General features: G+C 70.8%; 18 protein-coding genes. 9 read left to right on the top strand and 9 right to left on the bottom strand.

Translation table 11 applies throughout. The features are described from left to right. Positions 1 to 35: 35 nt before the first annotated feature. Positions 36 to 404, bottom strand: a complete 369-nt coding sequence (locus SPR02S_RS14455; RefSeq protein WP_019057686.1) for a hypothetical protein — start codon at positions 402 to 404, stop codon at positions 36 to 38. Beyond that, a complete protein-coding gene (locus tag SPR02S_RS55740) occupies positions 401 to 997 on the bottom strand; it encodes a DUF4232 domain-containing protein (RefSeq protein WP_019057685.1) in 597 nt (198 codons plus the stop codon). Before SPR02S_RS55740 ends, SPR02S_RS14455 begins: the two co-directional genes overlap by 4 nt. A 234-nt stretch (positions 998 to 1,231) precedes the next feature. Here SPR02S_RS55740 and SPR02S_RS14445 point away from each other — a divergent pair, with 234 nt between their 5' ends. After that, positions 1,232 to 2,014, top strand: coding sequence for an ABC transporter ATP-binding protein (locus SPR02S_RS14445; protein ID WP_019057684.1), 783 nt, complete (start codon positions 1,232 to 1,234; stop codon positions 2,012 to 2,014). A gap of 3 nt (positions 2,015 to 2,017) precedes the next feature. Next, a complete protein-coding gene (locus tag SPR02S_RS14440; protein ID WP_019057683.1) occupies positions 2,018 to 3,328 on the top strand; it encodes an FtsX-like permease family protein in 1,311 nt (436 codons plus the stop codon). Positions 3,329 to 3,465: 137 nt separating this feature from the next. Here the strand turns inward: SPR02S_RS14440 and SPR02S_RS14435 are convergent, their stop codons facing one another. Next, complete coding sequence (locus SPR02S_RS14435) at positions 3,466 to 4,035, bottom strand: TetR/AcrR family transcriptional regulator (RefSeq protein WP_019057682.1); 570 nt, start codon at positions 4,033 to 4,035, stop codon at positions 3,466 to 3,468. A gap of 162 nt (positions 4,036 to 4,197) precedes the next feature. Between SPR02S_RS14435 and SPR02S_RS14430 the strand changes: the two genes are divergently transcribed. Both SPR02S_RS14430 and SPR02S_RS14425 read left to right on the top strand, forming a co-directional pair. Beyond that, the gene (locus SPR02S_RS14430; RefSeq protein ID WP_019057681.1) at positions 4,198 to 5,055 is read left to right on the top strand and encodes an AAA family ATPase; all 858 of its coding nucleotides are present in this window, start codon (positions 4,198 to 4,200) and stop codon (positions 5,053 to 5,055) included. Further along, entirely contained in the window at positions 5,052 to 6,410 is a 1,359-nt protein-coding gene (locus tag SPR02S_RS14425) for a vWA domain-containing protein (RefSeq protein WP_019057680.1), read from the top strand. The genes SPR02S_RS14430 and SPR02S_RS14425 overlap by 4 nt, the downstream gene beginning before the upstream one ends. A 37-nt stretch (positions 6,411 to 6,447) precedes the next feature. Here SPR02S_RS14425 and SPR02S_RS14420 read toward each other — a convergent pair whose 3' ends face one another. Further along, the gene (locus SPR02S_RS14420) at positions 6,448 to 7,149 is read right to left on the bottom strand and encodes an SDR family oxidoreductase (RefSeq protein ID WP_019057679.1); all 702 of its coding nucleotides are present in this window, start codon (positions 7,147 to 7,149) and stop codon (positions 6,448 to 6,450) included. A 121-nt stretch (positions 7,150 to 7,270) separates the two neighbouring features. On the opposite strand from SPR02S_RS14420, the gene SPR02S_RS14415 reads away from it, so the two are divergent. Next, on the top strand, positions 7,271 to 8,257 hold the full coding sequence (locus tag SPR02S_RS14415) for a D-cysteine desulfhydrase family protein (protein WP_019057678.1): 987 nt from the start codon (positions 7,271 to 7,273) through the stop codon (positions 8,255 to 8,257). 50 nt (positions 8,258 to 8,307) lie between these two features. Here the strand turns inward: SPR02S_RS14415 and SPR02S_RS14410 are convergent, their stop codons facing one another. From SPR02S_RS14410 to SPR02S_RS14390, 5 genes are all read right to left on the bottom strand, one after another. Next, on the bottom strand, positions 8,308 to 8,667 hold the full coding sequence (locus SPR02S_RS14410; RefSeq protein ID WP_026150531.1) for a cupin domain-containing protein: 360 nt from the start codon (positions 8,665 to 8,667) through the stop codon (positions 8,308 to 8,310). A 168-nt stretch (positions 8,668 to 8,835) separates the two neighbouring features. Next, positions 8,836 to 9,810, bottom strand: coding sequence for a pyridoxal-phosphate dependent enzyme (locus SPR02S_RS14405; RefSeq protein WP_019057676.1), 975 nt, complete (start codon positions 9,808 to 9,810; stop codon positions 8,836 to 8,838). After that, entirely contained in the window at positions 9,807 to 10,511 is a 705-nt protein-coding gene (locus SPR02S_RS14400; protein ID WP_019057675.1) for a helix-turn-helix transcriptional regulator, read from the bottom strand. The genes SPR02S_RS14405 and SPR02S_RS14400 overlap by 4 nt, the downstream gene beginning before the upstream one ends. A gap of 84 nt (positions 10,512 to 10,595) precedes the next feature. Beyond that, entirely contained in the window at positions 10,596 to 12,242 is a 1,647-nt protein-coding gene (locus SPR02S_RS14395; protein ID WP_019057674.1) for a glycoside hydrolase family 13 protein, read from the bottom strand. Between the two features lie 80 nt (positions 12,243 to 12,322). Continuing rightward, a complete protein-coding gene (locus tag SPR02S_RS14390; protein WP_019057673.1) occupies positions 12,323 to 14,656 on the bottom strand; it encodes a glycosyltransferase family protein in 2,334 nt (777 codons plus the stop codon). Between the two features lie 169 nt (positions 14,657 to 14,825). On the opposite strand from SPR02S_RS14390, the gene SPR02S_RS14385 reads away from it, so the two are divergent. From SPR02S_RS14385 to SPR02S_RS14370, 4 genes are read left to right on the top strand one after another with little or no spacing between them, the layout of a single operon-like run. Further along, a complete protein-coding gene (locus SPR02S_RS14385; protein ID WP_019057672.1) occupies positions 14,826 to 15,875 on the top strand; it encodes a LacI family DNA-binding transcriptional regulator in 1,050 nt (349 codons plus the stop codon). Positions 15,876 to 15,880: 5 nt separating this feature from the next. Then, positions 15,881 to 17,467 (top strand): FAD-dependent oxidoreductase, encoded by a 1,587-nt coding sequence (locus SPR02S_RS14380; RefSeq protein ID WP_043258284.1) that lies wholly within the window; start codon positions 15,881 to 15,883, stop codon positions 17,465 to 17,467. A 36-nt stretch (positions 17,468 to 17,503) separates the two neighbouring features. Then, entirely contained in the window at positions 17,504 to 18,766 is a 1,263-nt protein-coding gene (locus SPR02S_RS14375) for an ABC transporter substrate-binding protein (protein ID WP_019057670.1), read from the top strand. Continuing rightward, complete coding sequence (locus SPR02S_RS14370) at positions 18,763 to 19,740, top strand: carbohydrate ABC transporter permease (protein ID WP_019057669.1); 978 nt, start codon at positions 18,763 to 18,765, stop codon at positions 19,738 to 19,740. Before SPR02S_RS14375 ends, SPR02S_RS14370 begins: the two co-directional genes overlap by 4 nt. Positions 19,741 to 19,744: the final 4 nt, after the last annotated feature.

Genomic DNA, 19,744 nt, shown 5'->3' with positions numbered 1-19,744 from the left:
GGCGGCGCGTTCTGGTGACCCGTACGGGCGGTCGGTCAGGGGTTCCAGTAGGTGGAGAGGGAGGCGATGAAGACCGCGGCGGACGTGAGGACCACGAGTTGCGTGACGGCCGTGGTCCAGAGGCGGCAGGCGATCGCCAGGGCGACGGTCACGGCCTCGACCCGGCAGAGGAAGACGACACAGTCGTGCTGGTAGGAGGCGGCCGTGGCGTCCATCATTCCACTGTCGCCCATCCAGTCCGCGGTGAAGACGCCTTCGCTGCCGAGCACGAGGATCAGCGCGACGAGGAGGGCGTCCACGCCGACGAGCAGCCCGCGCGCGATGGCGTCGACCCGTCGGTGTGGGCGCGAACGGTGCAGGACGCGCTGCGGGAAGCCGGCTGCGGGGGTGCCCTGGTCGGTCATCGGGTGCCTCCGCCGGGGCCCGTGGTGTTGGTACTGGTACTGCTGGCGCTGGCTCGCCACGGTCCGACGCCGAGTCGTCCCGTCGTCCCGAGGTCGAGGCCGCCGTCCGGTGACAGGAGGACGGGCAGCGTCCCGGTCCGGACCGCGACCGTCAGATACGGCATGTAGTCCGCGGCGCCGAAGCCGGTGGCGGTGTTGCGCCACAGCAGGCCGGCGAAGGCCCGCTCGCCGGGGGCCAGCGTCACCGCATCCGGCGGGTCGTCGAATCCGGTCACCGTGGCGATACCGCCGCTGCCGTGGATCACCGACACACCGGTCACGTGCTGCTGGTCGCGGTCGAGCAGCCGGACCTCGGGGTAGCCCTCGACGCGGTAGGCACGGGTACCGCAGTTCTCCAGGGTGAGGGTCATGGCGCGCAGGCCCATCGCGGGGTTCACCGGTCCGGCCGTGACGCGGATGCCCTCGCGCGGACAGACCGGCCCCGCAGGCTTCGACAGTCCGGCGGCGGGATCGTCGTACGCCACGTCCGCGACCGTCCAGATGGCGGCCCCGACGAGGAGCCCCACCACCGTGACCAGCACGGTGTCGTACACGCTTCTCGGCATCCTTCGCGGCATCCGCAGAGTCGATCAAGAACGGCCCGGGACCGCTGTGGCGGAAGCCATACCTCCGGCCACAGCCCTGTCACAGCATCCCCTGGGGGCCCGACCGCGAGGGTGTCGCTGAGTACACCCCGGGATACGGGTCCTGCGCCCAATGTGCGCAACCGGCGCTCTCCGTAACGTCGTTGGCGAGGCACAGGGCGTGCCGCACGGAGGGTGAGGGCGATGTTTCGCACCGTACGACGGACGCACGACAAGGGACCCGCCGCCGAGGCACTGCGGCTGGTCAAGGTGAGCAGGACCTACGGCCGTGACGACAGCGCCGTGACCGCTCTGGACGGGGTCACGCTGAGCCTGGAGCGCGGAACGTTCACCGCGGTGATGGGGCCTTCGGGTTCCGGCAAGTCGACGCTGTTGCAGTGCGCGGCGGGGCTCGACCGGCCGGACAGCGGGATCGTGATGGTCGACGGCGTGGAGATGACGGGTGGGAGCGAGGCGGAGCTGACACGGTTCCGGCGCGGTCGGATCGGGTTCGTGTTCCAGCAGTACAACCTCCTGGACACGCTCACCGTCGCGCAGAACACCGTGCTGCCGCTGAAGCTCGCGGGGCGGCGCGTCGACCGGCGGCGGGCCCAGGAGGTGCTGGTCTCGGTCGGCCTCGGCGACCGGCTCGGGCACCGCCCCGACCAGCTGTCCGGCGGTCAGCGGCAGCGGGTCGCGATCGCCCGCGCGCTGGTCACCGAACCCCGGGTGATCTTCGCGGACGAGCCGACGGGCGCCCTCGACACGCGGAGCGCGCGGGGTGTGCTGCTGCTGTTGCGGGAGGCGGTGCGGGTGCACGGCCGGACCGTGGTGATGGTGACGCACGACCCGGTCGCGGCCTCGTACGCCGACTCGGTGGTGTTCCTCGCGGACGGCAGGCTCGCCGGCCGGATGCACGCGCCGACCGTCGACGCGGTCGCCGAGCGGCTGGCGCACCTGGGCGACGACGTGACGGTGGGGGTGTGAGCGATGTTCGTACTGGCGATACGTTCGATCCGGCAACGGCCGGGCCGCTTCCTGGCAACTCTGCTGGCCGCGTTCCTGGGCGCGGCGATCATCATGACGTTCAACTCCCTTCAGGACACGGCGAGTCAGCACGGCATCGACTCGGTCAGCACCGACACGCTCTCGACGTCGGCGAGTGTCGTCGGAGGCTACGGAACTCTGCTGGTGTTCTTCGCCGTAACGTCGACACTGACCGTCAACGTCCGTCAGCGGTCGAGGGAGTTGGAGACCCTGCGCTGCTCGGGTGCGACCCCGGCACAGCTCAAGCGGATGGTCGTCGGTGAAGCGGTGGCCGTCGCCCTGCTGGGCGCGATCCTCGCCGTCGGTCCCGCGATACTCGGCGGACGCGCCCTGCTCGGGGCGTTCAAGGACAGCGGCCAGGTCGCCCGTTCCGTCAACTACTCCTTCGGCCCCTTCGCCCTCCAATCGGGCCTGGGCATCACGCTGTTGGCGTCGGCGGGCGCCGCGTTCCTGGCCGTACGACGGGCCACGCACGGTCGGCGCCGACAGGGCCGGGCACGGACGTTCTTCACGTACGCCGCGCTGGTCGCCGGCATGGTGTCGGTGACGGCGACCTTCGCCTTCTCCGCCACGGACGCGGCGCTGATGGCGGCACCGGCGTACGGCGCGATCCTGCTCTCGGTAGGACTCGCCCTGCTCGCACCACGCCTGCTGAAGGGCCTGCTCGACCGCCTCCAACTGACCGGCGCGAGCGGCTGGTTGGCGGTCCGCAACCTCCGCGAGCGGGCCGACCAGCTCGCCGGGATCCTGATGTCGCTGATCCTGTTCACGGCAGTGTCCACGGCGACCCTGTACATGCAGGCGGTGGAGAGCGACGCGGTGAAGGCTTCGGGCCTGAAGAAGTCGGTGGACGCCAAGAACCTGGAGACCCTGAACTTCACGGTCGTCGGCATCATCGTGGTCTTCGTCTGCGTGATGCTGGTCAACTCCCTGTACGCGGCGACGACTTACCGCGCCCGCGAGTTCGGCGGCCAACGCCTGGCAGGCGCGACCCCGGGTCAGGTACTCCGCACGGTCGCCACCGAGACGGCGATCCTCACGATCACCGGCATCCTCTCCGGCACGGCCGCAGCATTGGCGGGGATCATCCCGTTCACCATGGTCCGCACGGACTCGATCCTCCCGCACCAGGGACTGGGAATCTGGCTCACGGTCGTCACGGTGGCGACAACGGTAACCCTGGGCACGAGCCTGCTGACGGCCCGGCGCGTGCTGCGCACACCGGCGGTGGAGGCGGTGGCGCTGGCCGCATGAGCACGGCCTGACGGCAAAGGGGCAGCCGCTACACCGGCTGCCCCTCGACTCACGGTTCGGCCACCCCCTAAGGGGCGCGGGGAACTGCGCGACCAGCCACAACGGACCCGCAGCCGACGAACGACACTCCCCAACGCTCAGGCAACCCCCGCCGCATCCAGCAACACCCTCACAGTCTCCACAGTCAACCCGTCCAGCGACTCCAGCTTCGCACCCGCGCGGGCACTCGCCCCATCAAAGACCAGCATCAACTGCCGTGCCAGCAACCCCGGATCACGCGCGCCCCCCAACTCGGCCTGCTCCCGAAACGCGTCCTTCAGCTTCTCCTTGGCCGCCCGGGCCACCACGCTCGCCGGATGCTCGGGATCCTTCAGTTCGACCATCGTGGCAAGGAAGGGACAGCCCAGATAGCCGTCCTCGGTCGACGACTTCTCCACCTGCTCGAAGACAAACAGGATGCGCTCGCGCGGCGTATCGGCGTCATCCGGACCGGCCGTGAGCCGCGCCGCGTACCCGGGAGCACGCCGCTCCAGACTCGCGGCGAGCACCTCGTCCTTGCTGTCGAAGAGCTGATACATCGACCGCTTCGAAACCCCGGCCGACTTGCACAACGCCTCCACCCCGAGGGAAACACCGTCGCGATAGAACAGTTCGGCCGCCGCATCGAGCAGCCGGTCCCGGGGTGACGCCTTGTCTGTCGTGGCCATACCCCGAGGTTACCGCGCCGGAGCCCAAGAGGAAACCGATCGGTGTACAAGCTTGCGCGGGCACCTGATCCCGGGTGACAGTGAAGGTGAACAAGCGCTTAGATATGTTGCCGCACACCGACACACCACCCGACGCACCACCCGCGATCCGCCGGAGGCCCCGTGTTCCGTTCCGTCGACGAAGTCGCCGCTCGCCTCGCCGAGACCGGCTATCTGGCCTCGCCCGCGGTCGCCACGACCGTCTTCCTCGCCGACCGCCTCGGCAAGCCGCTTCTCGTCGAGGGCCCGGCCGGCGTCGGCAAGACGGAGCTGGCCAAGGCCGTCGCCGAGGTCGCGGGGGCGCGGCTGGTCCGGCTCCAGTGCTACGAGGGCGTCGACGAGTCCCGGGCGCTGTACGAGTGGAACCACGCCAAGCAGCTGCTGCGCATCAGCGCGGGCCGCGACGAGAGCTGGGACGAGGCCCGCACCGACATCTTCAGCGAGGAGTTCCTGCTCCCCCGCCCGCTGCTCACGGCGATCCGCGGCGACGACCCGAAGGTCCTGCTGATCGACGAAACCGACAAGGCGGACGTCGAGGTGGAGGGCCTGCTGCTGGAGATCCTCAGCGACTTCCAGGTCACCGTCCCGGAGTTGGGCACGATCACCGCGACCCGCCGCCCCTTCGTGGTCCTCACCTCGAACGCGAGCCGCGAACTCTCCGAGGCCCTGCGCCGCCGCTGCCTGTTCCTCCATATCGGCTTCCCCGACGAGGAGTTGGAGCGTCGGATCGTACGACTCAAGGTGCCGGGGCTCGGCGAGGCGCTGGCCGAGTCCGTGGTCCGGGTGGTCGGGGCGCTGCGCGAGATGGAACTGCGCAAGGTCCCGTCGGTGGCCGAGACCATCGACTGGGCCCGCACTCTCCTGGCACTCGGCGCCGACACCCTCGACGAGACGGTCGTACGGGACACCCTCGGCGTGCTCCTCAAGCACCAGGACGACATCCTCAGGGCAGCGGCCAAGCTCGACCTGGACGCCGTGTGACCGCCGCCGGTGTCACCGAGCGACTGACCGGCCTCGTCGGAGCGCTGCGCGCACACGGTCTGCGCATCGGCACCGGCGAGACCGTGGACGCGGCGCAGGCCATGGAGGCACTCGGGTTCGCGGACCGTGAGCTGCTCCGCGAGGGACTGGCCGCGACGCTGCTGCACGGCACGGGCCAACGCCCGGTGTTCGACCCGGTGTTCGACCTCTACTTCCCGCGCGGTGTCGGAGCACCGCAGGGCGAGCCCACCAACCGCGAGGATCTCCGCGACCGGCTCGCGGCGGCGCTCGCCGCCAACGACCGAGCGCTGATGGGTCAGTTGGCGGCGGAGGCCGTCGACGGTTTCGGCGGCTACGGCAACTCCCCGACGTCGGACGGCTGGTCGTCGCACCAGACCCTGGAGTGGCTGCGTCCGCAGACGCTGCTGGCCCGGGTGCGGACGAGCGTCCGGGCGGAGGGCGGGGGCCGGTCCGGGTTCACCGACCGGCTGATCGACGACGAGATCCGGCAGCGTATCGAGGGGTTCCGGCGGCAGGTCGCCCTGGAGGCGCGGCGCCGGGTCGCCGAGCGGCGCGGCCGGGACGAGCTCGCCCGGCGGGCCATCGCGCCGACGGCCGACCGCGTCGACTTCCTGTTCGCCGGACGGGCCCAACTGGCCGAACTGCGCAGGGCAGTTCAGCCGTTGGCCCGGAAGCTGGCCACCCGCCTCGCCGCCCGCCGGCGCCGCGCCTCCCGGGGCACGATCGACCTCCGCCGCACCCTGCGCGGCTCACTCTCGACGGGCGGGGTGCCGATGCGGCCGGTACTGCGCCGGCGCCGGCCGGTCCGGCCCGAACTGGTGCTGCTGTGCGATGTGTCGGGCTCGGTGTCGGGCTTCTCCGACTTCACGATGCTGCTGGTGCAGGCGCTGCACGACCAGTTCAGCAAGGTGCGCGTGTTCGCCTTCGTCAACCGCCTCGACGAGGTGACCCCGCTGCTCGTCCACGGCACGGCCGACCCCGAGGGCCTCGGCACCCGCATCCGCGACGAGGCCACCCTCACCGGTTGGCACGGAAGCAGCGACTACGGCGTCGCCCTGGGCGAGTTCGCGGAGCGGTACGGCGACGCGGTCGGCCCGCGTACGACCGTGTTCGTGCTCGGTGACGCCCGCACCAACATGAGCGACCCGAATCTCCCGGCCGTCCGGCAGATCGCCCAACGGGCCCGCCGTGTCTACTGGTTGAACCCCGAGCAGCGCTCCCAGTGGGGCACCGGCGACTCGGCCGCACCCGACTACGCGGAGCTGGTCGAGATGCACGAGTGCCGCAACGCGCAGCAACTCAGCGCGCTGGTCGGCCGATTGCTGCCGATCTGATGACTGACAATGTGATGGCCGATGGCCGCCGGTCCGGCTAGGCGGCCAACTGCGGGTACAGGGCGCCGCCTTCGGCGGACAGCCCGGCCTTGACCTGGCGGGTCAGGTCGTCGGCCAGTACCTCGAAGGCGCCGGACTCGATGCCGTCGAGGGCCTGGGCCGCGACGCTCTCGGGAGTGGACTTGGGCCCGTCGACATGCGCGGCCATGTCCGTGTCGACGTAGCCGACATGCAGGCCGGTGACGTCGATCCCGCGCGGCTTCAGGTCCAGGCGCAGGGAGTTGGTCTGCGACCAGAACGCGGCCTTGGAGGCGCTGTAGGAGCCGGCGAGACCGATCCAGGACAGCACCGAGTGGAAGTTCAGGATGTGGCCACCACCGTTGCGCTCGATGATCGGCACGAAGGCGCGCGTGACGAGCAGCGGGCCGTAGAAGTTGGTCTCGAACTCGCGCCGGACGTCCTCCACGGGCGAGTCCAGGAAGTTCGCGTTCACGGCCGCGCCCGCGTTGTTGATCACGATCGTGACGTCCTGCGCCTGCTCGGCCGCCGCCGCGACGGACGCGGGGTCGCTGACCTCCAGCGCCAGCGGGACGGCGTCCGGGTGCGTAACGGTCTTCGGGTCGCGGGCGGTGGCGTACACCTTCTTGGCGCCGCGCTCGTACAGCGCCTCGACCAGCGCCCGGCCGATGCCGCGGCTGCCGCCGGTGACGAGGACGACGGAGCCTTCGATGTTCGTCATGGGGGATCTCCTGAGCTGGGACGAAAGAGAGGGAAACCGATCGGTTTCCTCATGCGAGCCACAGTAAACCGATCGGTTTCCATGGGCAAGCCCATCAGCGGATCGACCGCCGAAACACGCGATGATGTACGCCATGACCGACGACCCGCACAGCGCACCGCACGTGGAACTGGCCGCCTTCCCCACCCCCGTCGAACCGGCCCCGAGACTGGCCACCGCGATCGGGCTCGGCCCGGACGACCTGTGGATCAAGCGCGACGATCTGACCGGCCTCGGAGGCGGCGGCAACAAGATCCGCAAGCTGGAGTGGACTGTGGGCGCGGCGCTCGCCGAGGGCGCGGACACCCTGGTCACCACCGGCGCCCCGCAGAGCAACCACGCCCGTCTGACGGCCGCCGCCGGAGCGCGGCTGGGCCTGGACGTGGTGCTGGTCCTGCGCGGATCACCGGGTGTGTCGCGCTCCGGGAACCTCGCCCTCGACGGACTCTTCGGCGCACGGATCGCCTGGGCGGGCGACGTGGACCGGGCGGGACTGGACCGGGCGGCGGCCGAGGTGTGCGAACAGCTCCGCACGTCGGGCGCCAAGCCCGCGCTGATCCCGTTCGGCGGTTCCAGCGCGCTCGGCGCACGCGGCTATGTGCGCTGCGGCGAGGAGCTGCGCGAACAGCTCCCCGATCTGCGTACCGCCGTCGTCGCGCTCGGCTCGGGCGGCACGATGGCGGGGCTGGTGATCTCGCTCGGCGCGGACGCGGTGCTCGGCGTCGACGTGGGCGCACTGCCTGAACCGGCCGCCGCCGTAAGCGAGTTCGCGGGGCTGCCCGCACCGGAGGGACTACGATTTCGGCGCGACCAGATCGGCGGCGGCTACGCCACGCTCACCGCACCCACCGCCGACGCCCTCACCCTCGCCGCGCGCACCGCCGGGCTCGTCCTCGACCCGACGTACACGGGACGCGCGATGGCCGGCCTGATCGCGGCCGTCCGGGACGGCGACATCAGACCGGGTGAGCGGACGGTGTTCGTGCACACGGGCGGGCTGCCCGGCCTGTTCGGGCACGCGGAGGCCATCGCGTACGCCGAGGGGCAGGTCGCCGAGTATCGGGCATGACATACGCGCCCGGCGGGTGCGGTGCCGCGGGGCGCGTACATCCGGAGGGGCTACGGAGCCTTCGCGTAGTCCGTGGCCATGCCGCCCGCGAAGTCGTACACGATGACCTGTTCGTCGCCGACGACCCACGCGTCGTGTCCGGGCGGGCACACGAAGACGTCGCCGGGACCCACTTCGCCCTCGCCGCCGTCGTCCATCAGAAGGTGCATCCGTCCCTGGACCACGTAACCGTTGTGGTGGACCTCGCAGCTCTCGGTTCCCGCGATCGGTGCCACGGACTCGGACCAGCGCCAACCCGGCTCGAAGGTGCCGATGGCGAAGTCGAGTCCGCTGAGGTGGACGGCTTCGAGGTGGCCGCGGGGGAAGTCACGTCGCTCGTCCGGCTTGTCGACCGTCTTCACTTCCAGCATGACGGCTGCCTCCATTCCGGCCGCGCACAGCGCGGCCGGGGCCGGTCTCCGTCTCCCGGCATCCTCGAACGGCACCGGCGCTCCGGCGGGGGCCGTGCCCCACCACTCCATCGTCTTCCTGTCCACCCGGGAGCGCCATTCGGGGGAACACCGACGTGGGCACCGGCGTCACGAACCCTTCGCGCACAACAACGCGAACCGCTCGCTGTCGATGTTTCCGCCGGAAACGATCATCCCCACCCGGCCCGAGAGCTGGCCCGCGCGCCCGGCGAGGAGCGCGGCCAGCGGGGTGGCACCGCTCGGCTCGACGACGATCTTCAGCCGCTCGAAGGCGAACCGCATCGCGTCCTTGATCTCCTCGTCACTGACCAGCGCGATCTCGTCGACCAGTCGCCGGTTCACCGAGAAGGTCAACTCACCGGGAATGTCGGCCGCTTGGCCGTCGGCGATGGTGCGCGGCACCGGGATGGAGACGCGCCGGCCCGCCTCCAGGGACCGCTTGGTGTCGTCGCCGGCCTCCGGTTCGACGCCGATCACCCGGGTGCGAGGGTGCAGCCCCTTGACGGCGGTGGCCGTCCCGGCGATCAGGCCGCCACCACCGACGGGTGTCAGCACGGCGTCCAACTCCCCCACTTCCTCGACGAGTTCGAGTGCCGCGGTGCCCTGTCCCGCCATGATGTGCGGATGCTCGTAGGGCGGGATGAGGGAGAGCCCGCGCTCGGCGGCGAGGGCCTCACCGATGGCCACCCGGTCGCCGGTGTAGCGGTCGTAGGTGACGACCTCGGCGCCGTATCCCTCGGTGGCGGCGCGCTTCGAGGCCGGGACGTCCTCGGGCATGAGGATCACGGCGGTGGTGCCGAGTTCGCGGGCGGCGAGGGCGACGGCCTGGGCGTGGTTGCCGGACGAGTAGGCGGCGATGCCCCGCGCGAGTTCTTCCGGCGTCAGCCGGGAGGCCGCGTTGTAGGCGCCGCGGAACTTGAAGGCGCCGATCCGCTGGAAGTTCTCGCACTTCAAGTACACCTCGGCGCCGACGAGTTGATCGAGGGTGCGCGAGCGCAGTACCGGGGTGCGGTGCGCGACGCCCTTGATCTGCGCGGCGGCGCTGAGGACGTCGTCGAGGGTGATGGGCGGGGTGGTGGTCACGCGGCTCCTCCATCGGAAGCGGGTTCGGAAGTGGCGGGGGTGCCGGTCGCGGCCCGCGCCTGCGAGAGGTAGCTGTAGGCGGAGGCGCGGGAGATGCCCAGCCGGACGGCGACCTGTTCGATGGCCCGGCGCACGGCGAACACTCCGTGCTCGTCGAGGCCGCGGAACAGCTCCAGCCGCTGCGCGCGGTCGAGTTGGACCCAGGTCCGGCCCCGCCGCAGCTGATGGGCGTCGACGATGGCCTCGACGACGGAGTCGATGTCGTTGCCGAAGGTGGTGGTCGGTGTCTCGGCCGCGCCCGCGCCGCCGATCCCGGCCAGCAGGGCCTGCGCCTGCTGTACGGCGGTGACGTCGACGTTGACGCAGAGCGCGCCGAACACCGCGCCCGTGGAGTCCCGGAGGACCATCGTGGAGGACTTGAGCTGTTGGCCGCCCTTGGTGCGGGTGAGGTAGTTCAGCTCGTCGGCGGCCTCGTCCCCGCGCGCGAGCATCCGTAGCCCGATCTCGCTCATCGCCCCGCCCGCCGACCGCCCGGTCAGGGCTCCGGCGACGGCGACCACCGACTTCTCCGGGTCCCGATAGTCGTGCAGCACCACCTCGCACACCGGCCCGAACGTCGCCGCGATCCCGCCGACGAGGGGCACCAACGCGCCCACGATCGCGTCCCGTTCGGCGTCCAGGGCCGGATTGCCGTCCGCCATTCCCACCCCTCGCTTCAGACTGTACGTCCAGGAACTATACCAACAGTCCAAAACGCTCCGAAGCTCTCGGCGGTCGAGCGCCCGCTAGACGTCGAGCCAGACCGCGTGATCCGTCGCCAGCACACCGTCCTCGACAGGGGCGCTGGCGAGAAGGACGGAGGAGTGGTCGGGGAGCGGGTAGGGCGTGGCGGAGAGGTTGACCACGCAGACGAAGCCGGGGTCTCGGCGGAAGGCGAGGACGCCAGGGGGCACGTCCAGCCAGGTCAGGGCGCCGTCACCGAGGGCGGGGTGGGCTCGGCGCAGCCGCAGGGCGGTGCGGTACAGCTCCAGCATGGAGGCCGGGTCGCCGGTCTGCGCCTCGGCGGTGAGCCCGTTCCAGCCGGCGGGTTGGGGCAGCCAGGGTGGGGCGGTGGCGTCGTCGGGGCTGAAGCCGAACGGCGGGTGCTGCCCGGACCACGGGAGGGGCACCCGGCAGCCGTCGCGGCCGGGGTCGGTGTGTCCGGAGCGCTCCCAGATGGGGTCCTGCCGGAGGTCGTCGGGCAGGTCCTCGACTTCGGGGAGGCCGAGTTCCTCGCCCTGGTAGATGTAGGTGCCGCCGGGCAGGGCGAGGGTGAGGAGGGCGGCGGCGCGGGCGCGGCGGGTGCCCAGGGTCAGGTCGAGGGGGCCGCCGGGTGCGTAGCGTTCGCCGGCGACCCAGCGCCTGGCGGCGCTTCGGCCGTAGCGGCTGGGGTGGCGCGTGACGTCGTGGTTGGAGAGCACCCAGGTGGCGGGTGCGCCGACGGCGCCGAGCATGGTGAGGGAGTCGTCGATGACGCCGCGCAGCTCCTCCGGGTCCCAGTCGGCCATGAGGAAGTCGAAGTTGAAGGCGGTGTGCAGGGTGTCCTCGCGGACGTAGGCGGCGAGGCGTTCGGGGGTGTCCGCCCAGGCTTCGGCGACGAAGCAGCGGTCGCCGTCGAACTCGTCGGCGACCTTGCGCCAGGCGCGGTAGATGTCGTGCACCTCGTCGCGGTCCCAGTGCGGGTGGTCGACGTGCTGCCGGGGCTCCTGCTCCGCCGCGTCCAACCGGGCCGGTACATCGGGCAGTTCGGGGTGCTTGACGAGGCCGTGGGCGACGTCGATGCGGAAGCCGTCCACGCCCCGGGCGAACCAGAACCGCAGAATGTCCTCGAACTCGGCGTGGACGTCGGGGTGTTGCCAGTTGAGGTCGGGTTGCCCGGGGGCGAAGAGATGCAGATACCAGTCGCCGTCGGGCAGCCGGGTCCAGGCCGGGCCGCCGAATTGGGAGATCCAGTTGTTGGGCGGCGCCGTGCCGTCGGGGCCGCGGCCGGGCCGGAAGACGTATCGCTCCCGTTCCGGGCTGCCGGGGCCTGCGGCCAAAGCCGCCTGGAACCAGGCGTGTTGGTCCGAGGTGTGGTTCGGGACGAGGTCGGGGACGACACGGATTCCGTGCTCGTGTGCCTCCGCGATGAGCTGCTCGGCATCGGCCACCGTGCCGAACAGCCCGTCGATCGCGCGGAAGTCGGTGACGTCGTAACCGCCGTCCGCCATCGGGGACTTGTACCAGGGGTTGATCCAGATGGCGTCCACCCCGAGCGCCTTCAGATACGGCAGCCGCGAGCGGAGGCCGGTGATGTCACCGACGCCGTCACCGTCACCGTCGGCGAAACTGCGGATGTAGACCTGGTAGATGACGGCGCTGCGCCACCACGGCGAGGTACCGGGAACGGACATGCGGCTGATTGCTCCTTCGACGCGGGAGTGCGGGAGTTCGGGAAAAGACGGGGGGCGCGGGGTGGCTCGGCGGACTGTCGTCAGCAGCAGCCCGCCAGCGTGTCGCCATCCGGCCCGGCCACCGGGGTCAGGCCGTAGAAGACGCGGGGCGCGCCGTCGAGCGTGAGGGTCACCTTGCCCTGGGCCGTGGGGAGTTGGCGGCTGCGGCCGATGGCGTCCAGCTCGCGTACGGCGCCTCCGGCGGTGACCGTGAGGTGGGTCTTGGTCGGCCAGGGGTCGGCCCAGACCTCGGGGGCGGGGAAGTGCCAGTCGGCGCGCTCGCCTGCGGTGTTCAGCAGGTAGCCGTCGGCCCGGTTCCACAGGACGACCGCCGGACCGTCGGGGGTGTCAAACCAGAGGCCGAAGGTCTGCGGGTCGGGGAAGGTCAAGTGGCCCTGGAACGTGGCCTGGTCGAGTGCGCGGGCCGCGGTCGCGTACGCCAGGAGCGAGGGCTTCGGGCTGAGGTCGCGGTTCATCAGGCCGTAGTGGTACTCGACGTTGTCCGGATCGGCGACCTGCGGCATGCCCAGCACGCTGTCGTGGAACTGGTACCAGCACACGCAGGTGACGCCCTCGGCCTTCGCCAGTGCCAGGGTGAGCAGGACGTTCTCGGCGGCGTGCCGGTAGGTGTCGTGCCACCAGCTGTTCGGCTTGGTCGGCGCGTAGGCCTCGGTCAGCCAGATCTCCTTCTCGCCGTGCTGCGCCATCAGCGCCTTGAGCTGCTTCAGTCCGCCGTAGAAGTTCCAGTACGTGCCCGCGGAGCCGGTGCTCCAGTCGTCGCCCGGCGGTATGTAGTCCGGGGTGAAGTTGCCGCGGCCTGGGTGGTAGGCGAACGCGTCGATCAGGTCCCAGCCGCCGGCGGCGATGAAGTTCTCCACCCAGGGCTTGTCCATCCCGGCGAGTCCGTTGTTCATCAGCTTGACGGCGTCGCCGGTCACGGCCCGCCGGTCGAAGACCGGGCGCAGCGCCTTGTTCAGGTAGGCCACGGCGGCCGTTCCCTCGTTGAACGGCCGGTTCAGTTCGTTGCCGACCTCGAAGTAGCCGGCTCCGGCCCCTTGCGCGACGGCGAGTTTGTCGGCCGCCCAGGCCTCCGCCGCGGTGTCGCTCACGTCGAGCTCCGGCTGCAGCTCGACGTTGTGGCGCATGCCCCGCGCGTCGAACGCCGCGGGCGGCAGACCCGGGCCGCCTTCGTAGGCGATACGGACCAGCGAGATGCCGGCCCGCTGCCAGAGGTCGAGTACGGCGTCGGCGCTCGGCCGTTGCAGCCAGGGGTAGTTGGCGACCCCGAACATGCTGTCCGCGCCGGCCTGGTAACTGAACGGCGGCAGGGTCGCGAGGTTGGTCCGGGCGAACGCCTCGTCGGTCCCGGACCGTACGACGACCTTGGCGAACACGACGCCGGCGGCCGGCGCGGGCACGGTGAAGGTGTGCTGCCAGGTGCCCGCCGCGGTGATGCTGCCGGTCACCGTTGTGGCGGCGAGCTGCGTGCCGTCGAAGTCCCTTACGGACAGCTCCAGTTCGGCTGTGCGGGCGGCGCCGCCGTTGGCCACCAGGGCGGTGAGCCGCATCGGCTCGCCGGGGGTGTCGTAGAGGTTGAAGTCGCTGTCGGTGGTCAGTTCCAGGCCGAGTTCGACGCCCCGACCGATGGTGGCCGTGGCCGACGGTCTGGTCTCGGAGAAGAAGAAGTCGGCCTCGCTGGTCCAGCCGCCGGCCGGGTCGGCCGTTCCCGGGGCGTGGATCCAGGTCGCGTTCGTCCAGGCCTGGCGTGAGCGGTCCAGCAGGAACAGCCCGTGCAGGCTGCCCCAGGTCGAGGTGTGGGCGACGCCTGCGGTCTCCTCGTAGGGGATGCCGCCGCCGGTGTCGCGGACCCATTCGGTGATCGCGATGTAGTCGTCGGGCGCGGTCGGCGCCTGGATCGCCCGGCTGAACAGGAAGCCGTCCGGCAGCAGGGTGTCCGCGCCGGTGATCCGCCACTCCAGCCGGGCGTGACCAGTGCTCACGCTGAACCAGCCGGTGACGGTGGTCGCCCCGACGGCGGCGTCGAAGGCGTAATCCATCCGGATCGCCGGTGTCCCGTCCGGCAGGGCGGCCAGTACGGGGGTGCCGCCGGTCGACAGGTGAATGCCGGTTTCCTGGTCCTTGATCTGGAACTTCGACCCGGCGCTGCGGGTGACACCGGCGGCGTCGCGGATGGCGAGCCGGCCGCCGATGCTCGCCAGCAGGCTGATCCCGCCCGCGGTCAGGGTTACATCGCCGGTCGCGGCGTGGGCCGTCACGGCGGTGGGCTCGGCGATCAGTACGACACCGGCCGCGAGCGCCGCGCCGAGAAGGCGGCGGCGGCTGAGGTGGGCGCCTTCGGCATGGGGAGTGGTCATCGTCTGCTCCTGTCTGGCCACGCACTGTTGTGATAATGCCTATCTTCACCGGCGTGACACGGACGGTCTCAACCACACAGGCCGTCGGTCAAGGGGTATTGCGCTTTTGTTTCGGGCGGTTTAACGTCACCGACGTCCGCTGAAGTTACGCATTATCAACGGAGGATCGATGCCAACGAAGCCGCGCCGGGTCACTCAGCGCGAGATCGCCGAGATCGCGGGGGTCAGTCAGACCACCGTCTCGGTGGTGCTGAACGACCGTGACGGCACGAACGTGCGCATCCCGGAGGAGACCCGGGCGCGCGTCAAGGCGGCGATCGAGCAGGCGACGTACGTCGCCGATCCGGCGGCCCGCCGACTGGCCGGTCTGGACAACCAGATCATCGGCGTCTTCACCTACGAGGAGGCCCTGTCGCCGGAGAGCCTCGACTTCTACGGCCCGCTGCTGAACGGGATCGAGCGAGCGGCCGAGGAGATCGGCTGGGACCTGCTGCTCTTCACGTCCTCGCCGGTCGAGAACGGCACCCGTAGCCTGTTCCACCGCAAGACCCGGCTGCGGCTCACCGACGGCTGTGTCCTGCTCGGCCAGCAGATGGTCGGCTCCGAGCTGGAACGCCTGGTCGCCGAGCAGTTCCCGTTCGTCGCGGTCGGCCGCCGGGACGAGACGGCCGCGGCCGTGCCGTACGTCGGCGTCGACTACGTCACTCCGGCGAACGCCGTGATCGACCTGGCGGCGGCCGGCGGACACCGCCAGGCCCTGTATGTGCACCGCGGCCGGGACACCGCCACCGCGCGGGACCGCCGCGGCGCGGTCGAGGCCGCTTCGGCGGCGGGCCGGATGGCGTTCATGCTGGTGGGCGAGGAACGCGTCGCCGAACTGCCCCGGCTGGCCCGGGCCACGGAGGCCACGCTGATCATCGCCGAGGACGCCTTCCTCACCGAGGACGTCATCCTCTCGCTGGTCGGTGCGGGGGTGGACGTGCCCGGCGAGATCTCGGTCGCCGCCTTCGGTGAGGTCCGCGGTCATCGCACCGACGGACGGGCGCTGACGGGCTTTCGCGTGCCGCGCAAACAGGTCGCCGCCGAGGCACTCGCCCTGCTCCAGCAGCTGATCACCACCGACCCGCAGGAGTGGGCCGAACTGGACATCCAGCGGCTCCTGGTGGCCGAGGTCGAAGCGGGCGACACCATCGCCGCCCGGCCGGCGGGGCAGTCGTGAACAGGATCGACACAGAGGTGGCGGTCATAGGCGGCGGACTCGGGTCGGTGGCAGCCGCTCTCGCGCTGCTCCAGCGCGGACACCGGGTCGTGCTGACCGAGGAACACCCTTGGCTGGGCGGCCAGTTGACCTCGCAGGCGGTGCCGCCGGACGAGCACATCTGGGTGGAGCAGTTCGGCGTGACCGCCCGCTACCGGACGCTGCGGGAGAACATCCGCCGCTACTACCGGGACCACTACCCGCTCTCGGACAAGGCCCGCGCGGACCGTGAACTCAACCCGGGGCGCGGCCGGGTGAGCCGGCTGTGCCACGAGCCGCGGGTGGCACTCGCGGTGATCGAGGCCCTCCTCGCGCCGTACCGGTCGAGCGGCCGGCTGACCGTCCTGCAGCCCGCGGTCCCGGTCGCGGCCGACACCGTGGACGGGGTGGTCCGCACGGTCACGGTCGAGGATCCGCGGACCGGGCAACACAGCGTGATCACCGCGGAGTTCGTGCTGGACGGCACCGAGACCGGTGACCTGCTGCCGCTGACCGGCACCGAGTACGTCGTCGGCGCCGAGGCGCGGTCCGACACCGGCGAGCCGAGCGCTCCGGACGTCGCCGACCCGGCAAACGTGCAGTCGATCGCGTGGTGCTTCGTCTTCGACCACGCCTCCGGGGACCACACGATCGCCCGGCCCGACGACTACGACGAGTGGCGCTCCTTCGAACTGCCCTACTGGGGCGCGCCGATGCTGTCGTTCACCGCGCCCAACCCGCGCACTCTGGCGCCGGAGCAGCGCACCATGATCGTCAACCCGGAGCAGGACGTCTCCGGCGATCCGCGCTTCGACGCCGGGGACCGGGACCTGTGGCAGTTCCGGCGGATCGCCGCCCGCCAGACCTTCACCGACGGCCTGTACGACAGCGACATCGTGCTCGCCAACTGGCCCCAACTGGACTACGTCGGCGGCTCGATCATCGACACCGACGAACGGGAGCGGCACCTGGCCGCGGCGAAGGCGCAGTCCCGGGCCTACGTCCACTGGCTGCAGACCGAGGCTCCCCGCCCCGACGGCGGCCGGGGCTGGCCGGGGCTCAGGCTGCGCGGGGACCTGGTGGGCACCGACGACGGTTTCGCGCAGGCCCCGTACATCCGGGAGTCCCGCCGGATCAAGGCGCTGACCACCGTCCGCGAGCAGGACATCTCCGTCAAGGCCCGCGGGTCCGACGGGCCGGCCCGGTTCGACGCGTCCGTCGGGGTCGGGATGTACCGGATCGATCTGCACCCCTCGACCGGCGGCGACAACTACATCGACGTCGAGTCCGCGCCGTTCGAGATCCCGCTGGGCGCCCTGGTCCCGGTCAGGACCCGGAACCTGATCCCCGCCGCCAAGAACATCGGCACCACCCACATCACCAACGGCGCCTACCGGCTCCACCCGGTCGAATGGAACGTCGGCGAGTCCGCGGGGGAACTCACCGCCTTCTGCCTCGACCGCGGACTGAGCCCCCAGCAGGTCGCCGCCGAACCCGCACTCGTCGAGCAGTTCCAGCGCCGCCTGGTAGAGGCCGGCGTCGAACTCCACTGGCCCGAGGTCGTCGGCTACTGAGCCGGACCGGCACCCGCACGTGAAAGGAACCCACCCATGATCAGAACCAGAAAGGTGCTGAGCGCTGTCGCCCTGACGACGGTCCTCGCGCTGACCGCGGCCTGTGGCGGTTCGTCAACCGGCACCTCCGACAGGGCAGTTGAGCTGCGGATGACGGTCTGGACCTCGGACAAGGACCAGTTGAAGCTGTTCGACAGCATCGCCGCCGCCTACCGGGCCGACCATCCCGACGTCGCGAGGATCACCTTCGAGAGCCTCCCGTTCGCCGACTACAACACGACGCTCACCACACAGATCGCCGGCGGCAACGCCCCCGACCTCGCCTGGATGGGCGACCTGTCGCGGGACCTGATCGCGTCCGACGCGCTGCTCGGGCTGACGGACACGCTCAAGGCGACCCCCGGCTGGAAGTACGACGACCTGCTCGGCAGCGTGACGGCGGAGTTCAGCCGCGACGGCACGCTGTACGCCTATCCGTTCTCCAACTCGCCGTACGCGCTCTACGTGAACACCGACCTGTTGGCCAAGGCCGGACAGAAGATCGACCCGGCCTCCCTGACCTGGGACCAGGTCGCGGCGGCCGGAGCGGCCGTGCACGCCAAGACCGGCAAGGCCGGCTTCGTCGTCCGCGACTTCGACTACACGGCGTGGAACACGCTGGCCACCGTGTGGACCGGCTGGGGAGCCTCGGCGTGGAGCGCGGACGGCAAGACCTGCACCTTCGACAGCCCCGAGATGCAGCAGGCCTTCACCTTCCTGCACGACGCGGCGTTCAAGACCAAGGCGATGCCCGGCCCCGGCACCACCGCCGACTTCTTCGCCGGCGACGCCGCCTTCACCGTCGCGCAGGTCTCCCGTGCCTCGCTGCTGACCGGCAAGTTCAAGTTCGGGCTGTACCCGCTGCCGGCGGGTCCCAAGGGCACGTACTCCGTGCTGGGCCAGGCCGGGATGGGCGTGCTGGCCTCCAGCAAGCACCCGAAGCAGGCGGCGGACTTCCTCGCCTATCTGACCGATCCGGAGAACGCCGCCAAGCTGGCCCAGTACTTCCCGCCGCCCCGGAAGTCGCTGCTGACCGGGGCCGAACTCGCCGCGAACAACAAGGTGCTGAGCGCGTCCCAGCTCCAGGACGCGGTGGTCGACCAGCTCCCGGACGCGGTCACGCTGCCCAACCACACCAGCCCGGCAGAGATCGCCCAGAAGGGCAAGACGGCGCTCGACGCGATGTGGCGCGCCGACGCCGACGTCCCGGCAGTCCTGAAGTCGGTCTGCACCGCGATCAAGCCCCTTCTTTCCAAGTGAGCGGGACACGGGCCGCCGAACCGGCCGTCGAGCGGGCGCCGGCCCGGTCCACCGCCAGGACCGGGCGCGCATCGGGGCCGGCCGGTCCGGCCTTCTGGACCTCCCGCCGCCGGGACGTACTGACCGGCTACCTGTTCGTCCTGCCGCAGCTGGTCGGGGTGGCGGTGTTCGTCCTGCTGCCGGTCGGCATGGCGATCTGGTACAGCCTCCACGACTGGAACGTCTTCACCGGCAAACAGACCTTCGTCGGCGGCGAGCACTACGCGGCCCTGGCCGACGATCCGCAGCTGCCGAAGGTGCTGCTGGCGACGCTGCTCTTCTCCGGCGGAGTGGTGATCGTCAATATCTCGCTCGGGCTGCTGATCGCCGTCCTGCTCAACCGGAAGTTCCGCGGTGTCACGGTGTTCCGGACGCTGTTCTTCTCCCCCGTGGTGGTCTCCGTGGTCGCCTGGACCCTGGTCTGGGGCTTCCTGCTCCAGGACAACGGCGGCATCAACGGCCTGCTGGCCAGCGTCGGCATCGACGGACCGAACTGGCTCAAGCAGGGCGACACCGCGATGGTGTCGGTGATCCTCACCCAGGTGGTGCGCAGCGTCGGCATCAACATGGTGCTGTTCCTGGCGGCCCTCCAGGGCGTGCCCCGGGAGCTGTACGAGGCGGCCCGCATCGACGGCGCGAACAGCCGCACGGTCTTCGCCCGGATCACCTTGCCGATGATCTCCCCGACGGTGCTGCTGACCGCGATCGTCACGGTCGCCGGGGCGCTGCAGTCCTTCGCCCAGATCGCCGTCCTGACCGGCGGCGGACCAGGACTGTCCACCACGGTCCTCGTCTACTACGTGTTCCAACAGGCCTTCAAGTTCAACGACATCGGCTACGGCTCGACGCTGGCCCTGATGCTGCTGTCCTTCGTCATGCTGCTCACCTTGCTGCAATGGCAGCTGCGCCGTAAGTGGGTGTTCTATGAGGACTGACCGA

Source organism: Streptomyces prunicolor NBRC 13075 (genome assembly GCF_000367365.1).
GTDB lineage: Bacteria > Actinomycetota > Actinomycetes > Streptomycetales > Streptomycetaceae > Streptomyces > Streptomyces prunicolor.
Note: the sequence above shows the minus strand (reverse complement) of the source record. Positions and strands in the feature narration are given on the sequence as shown.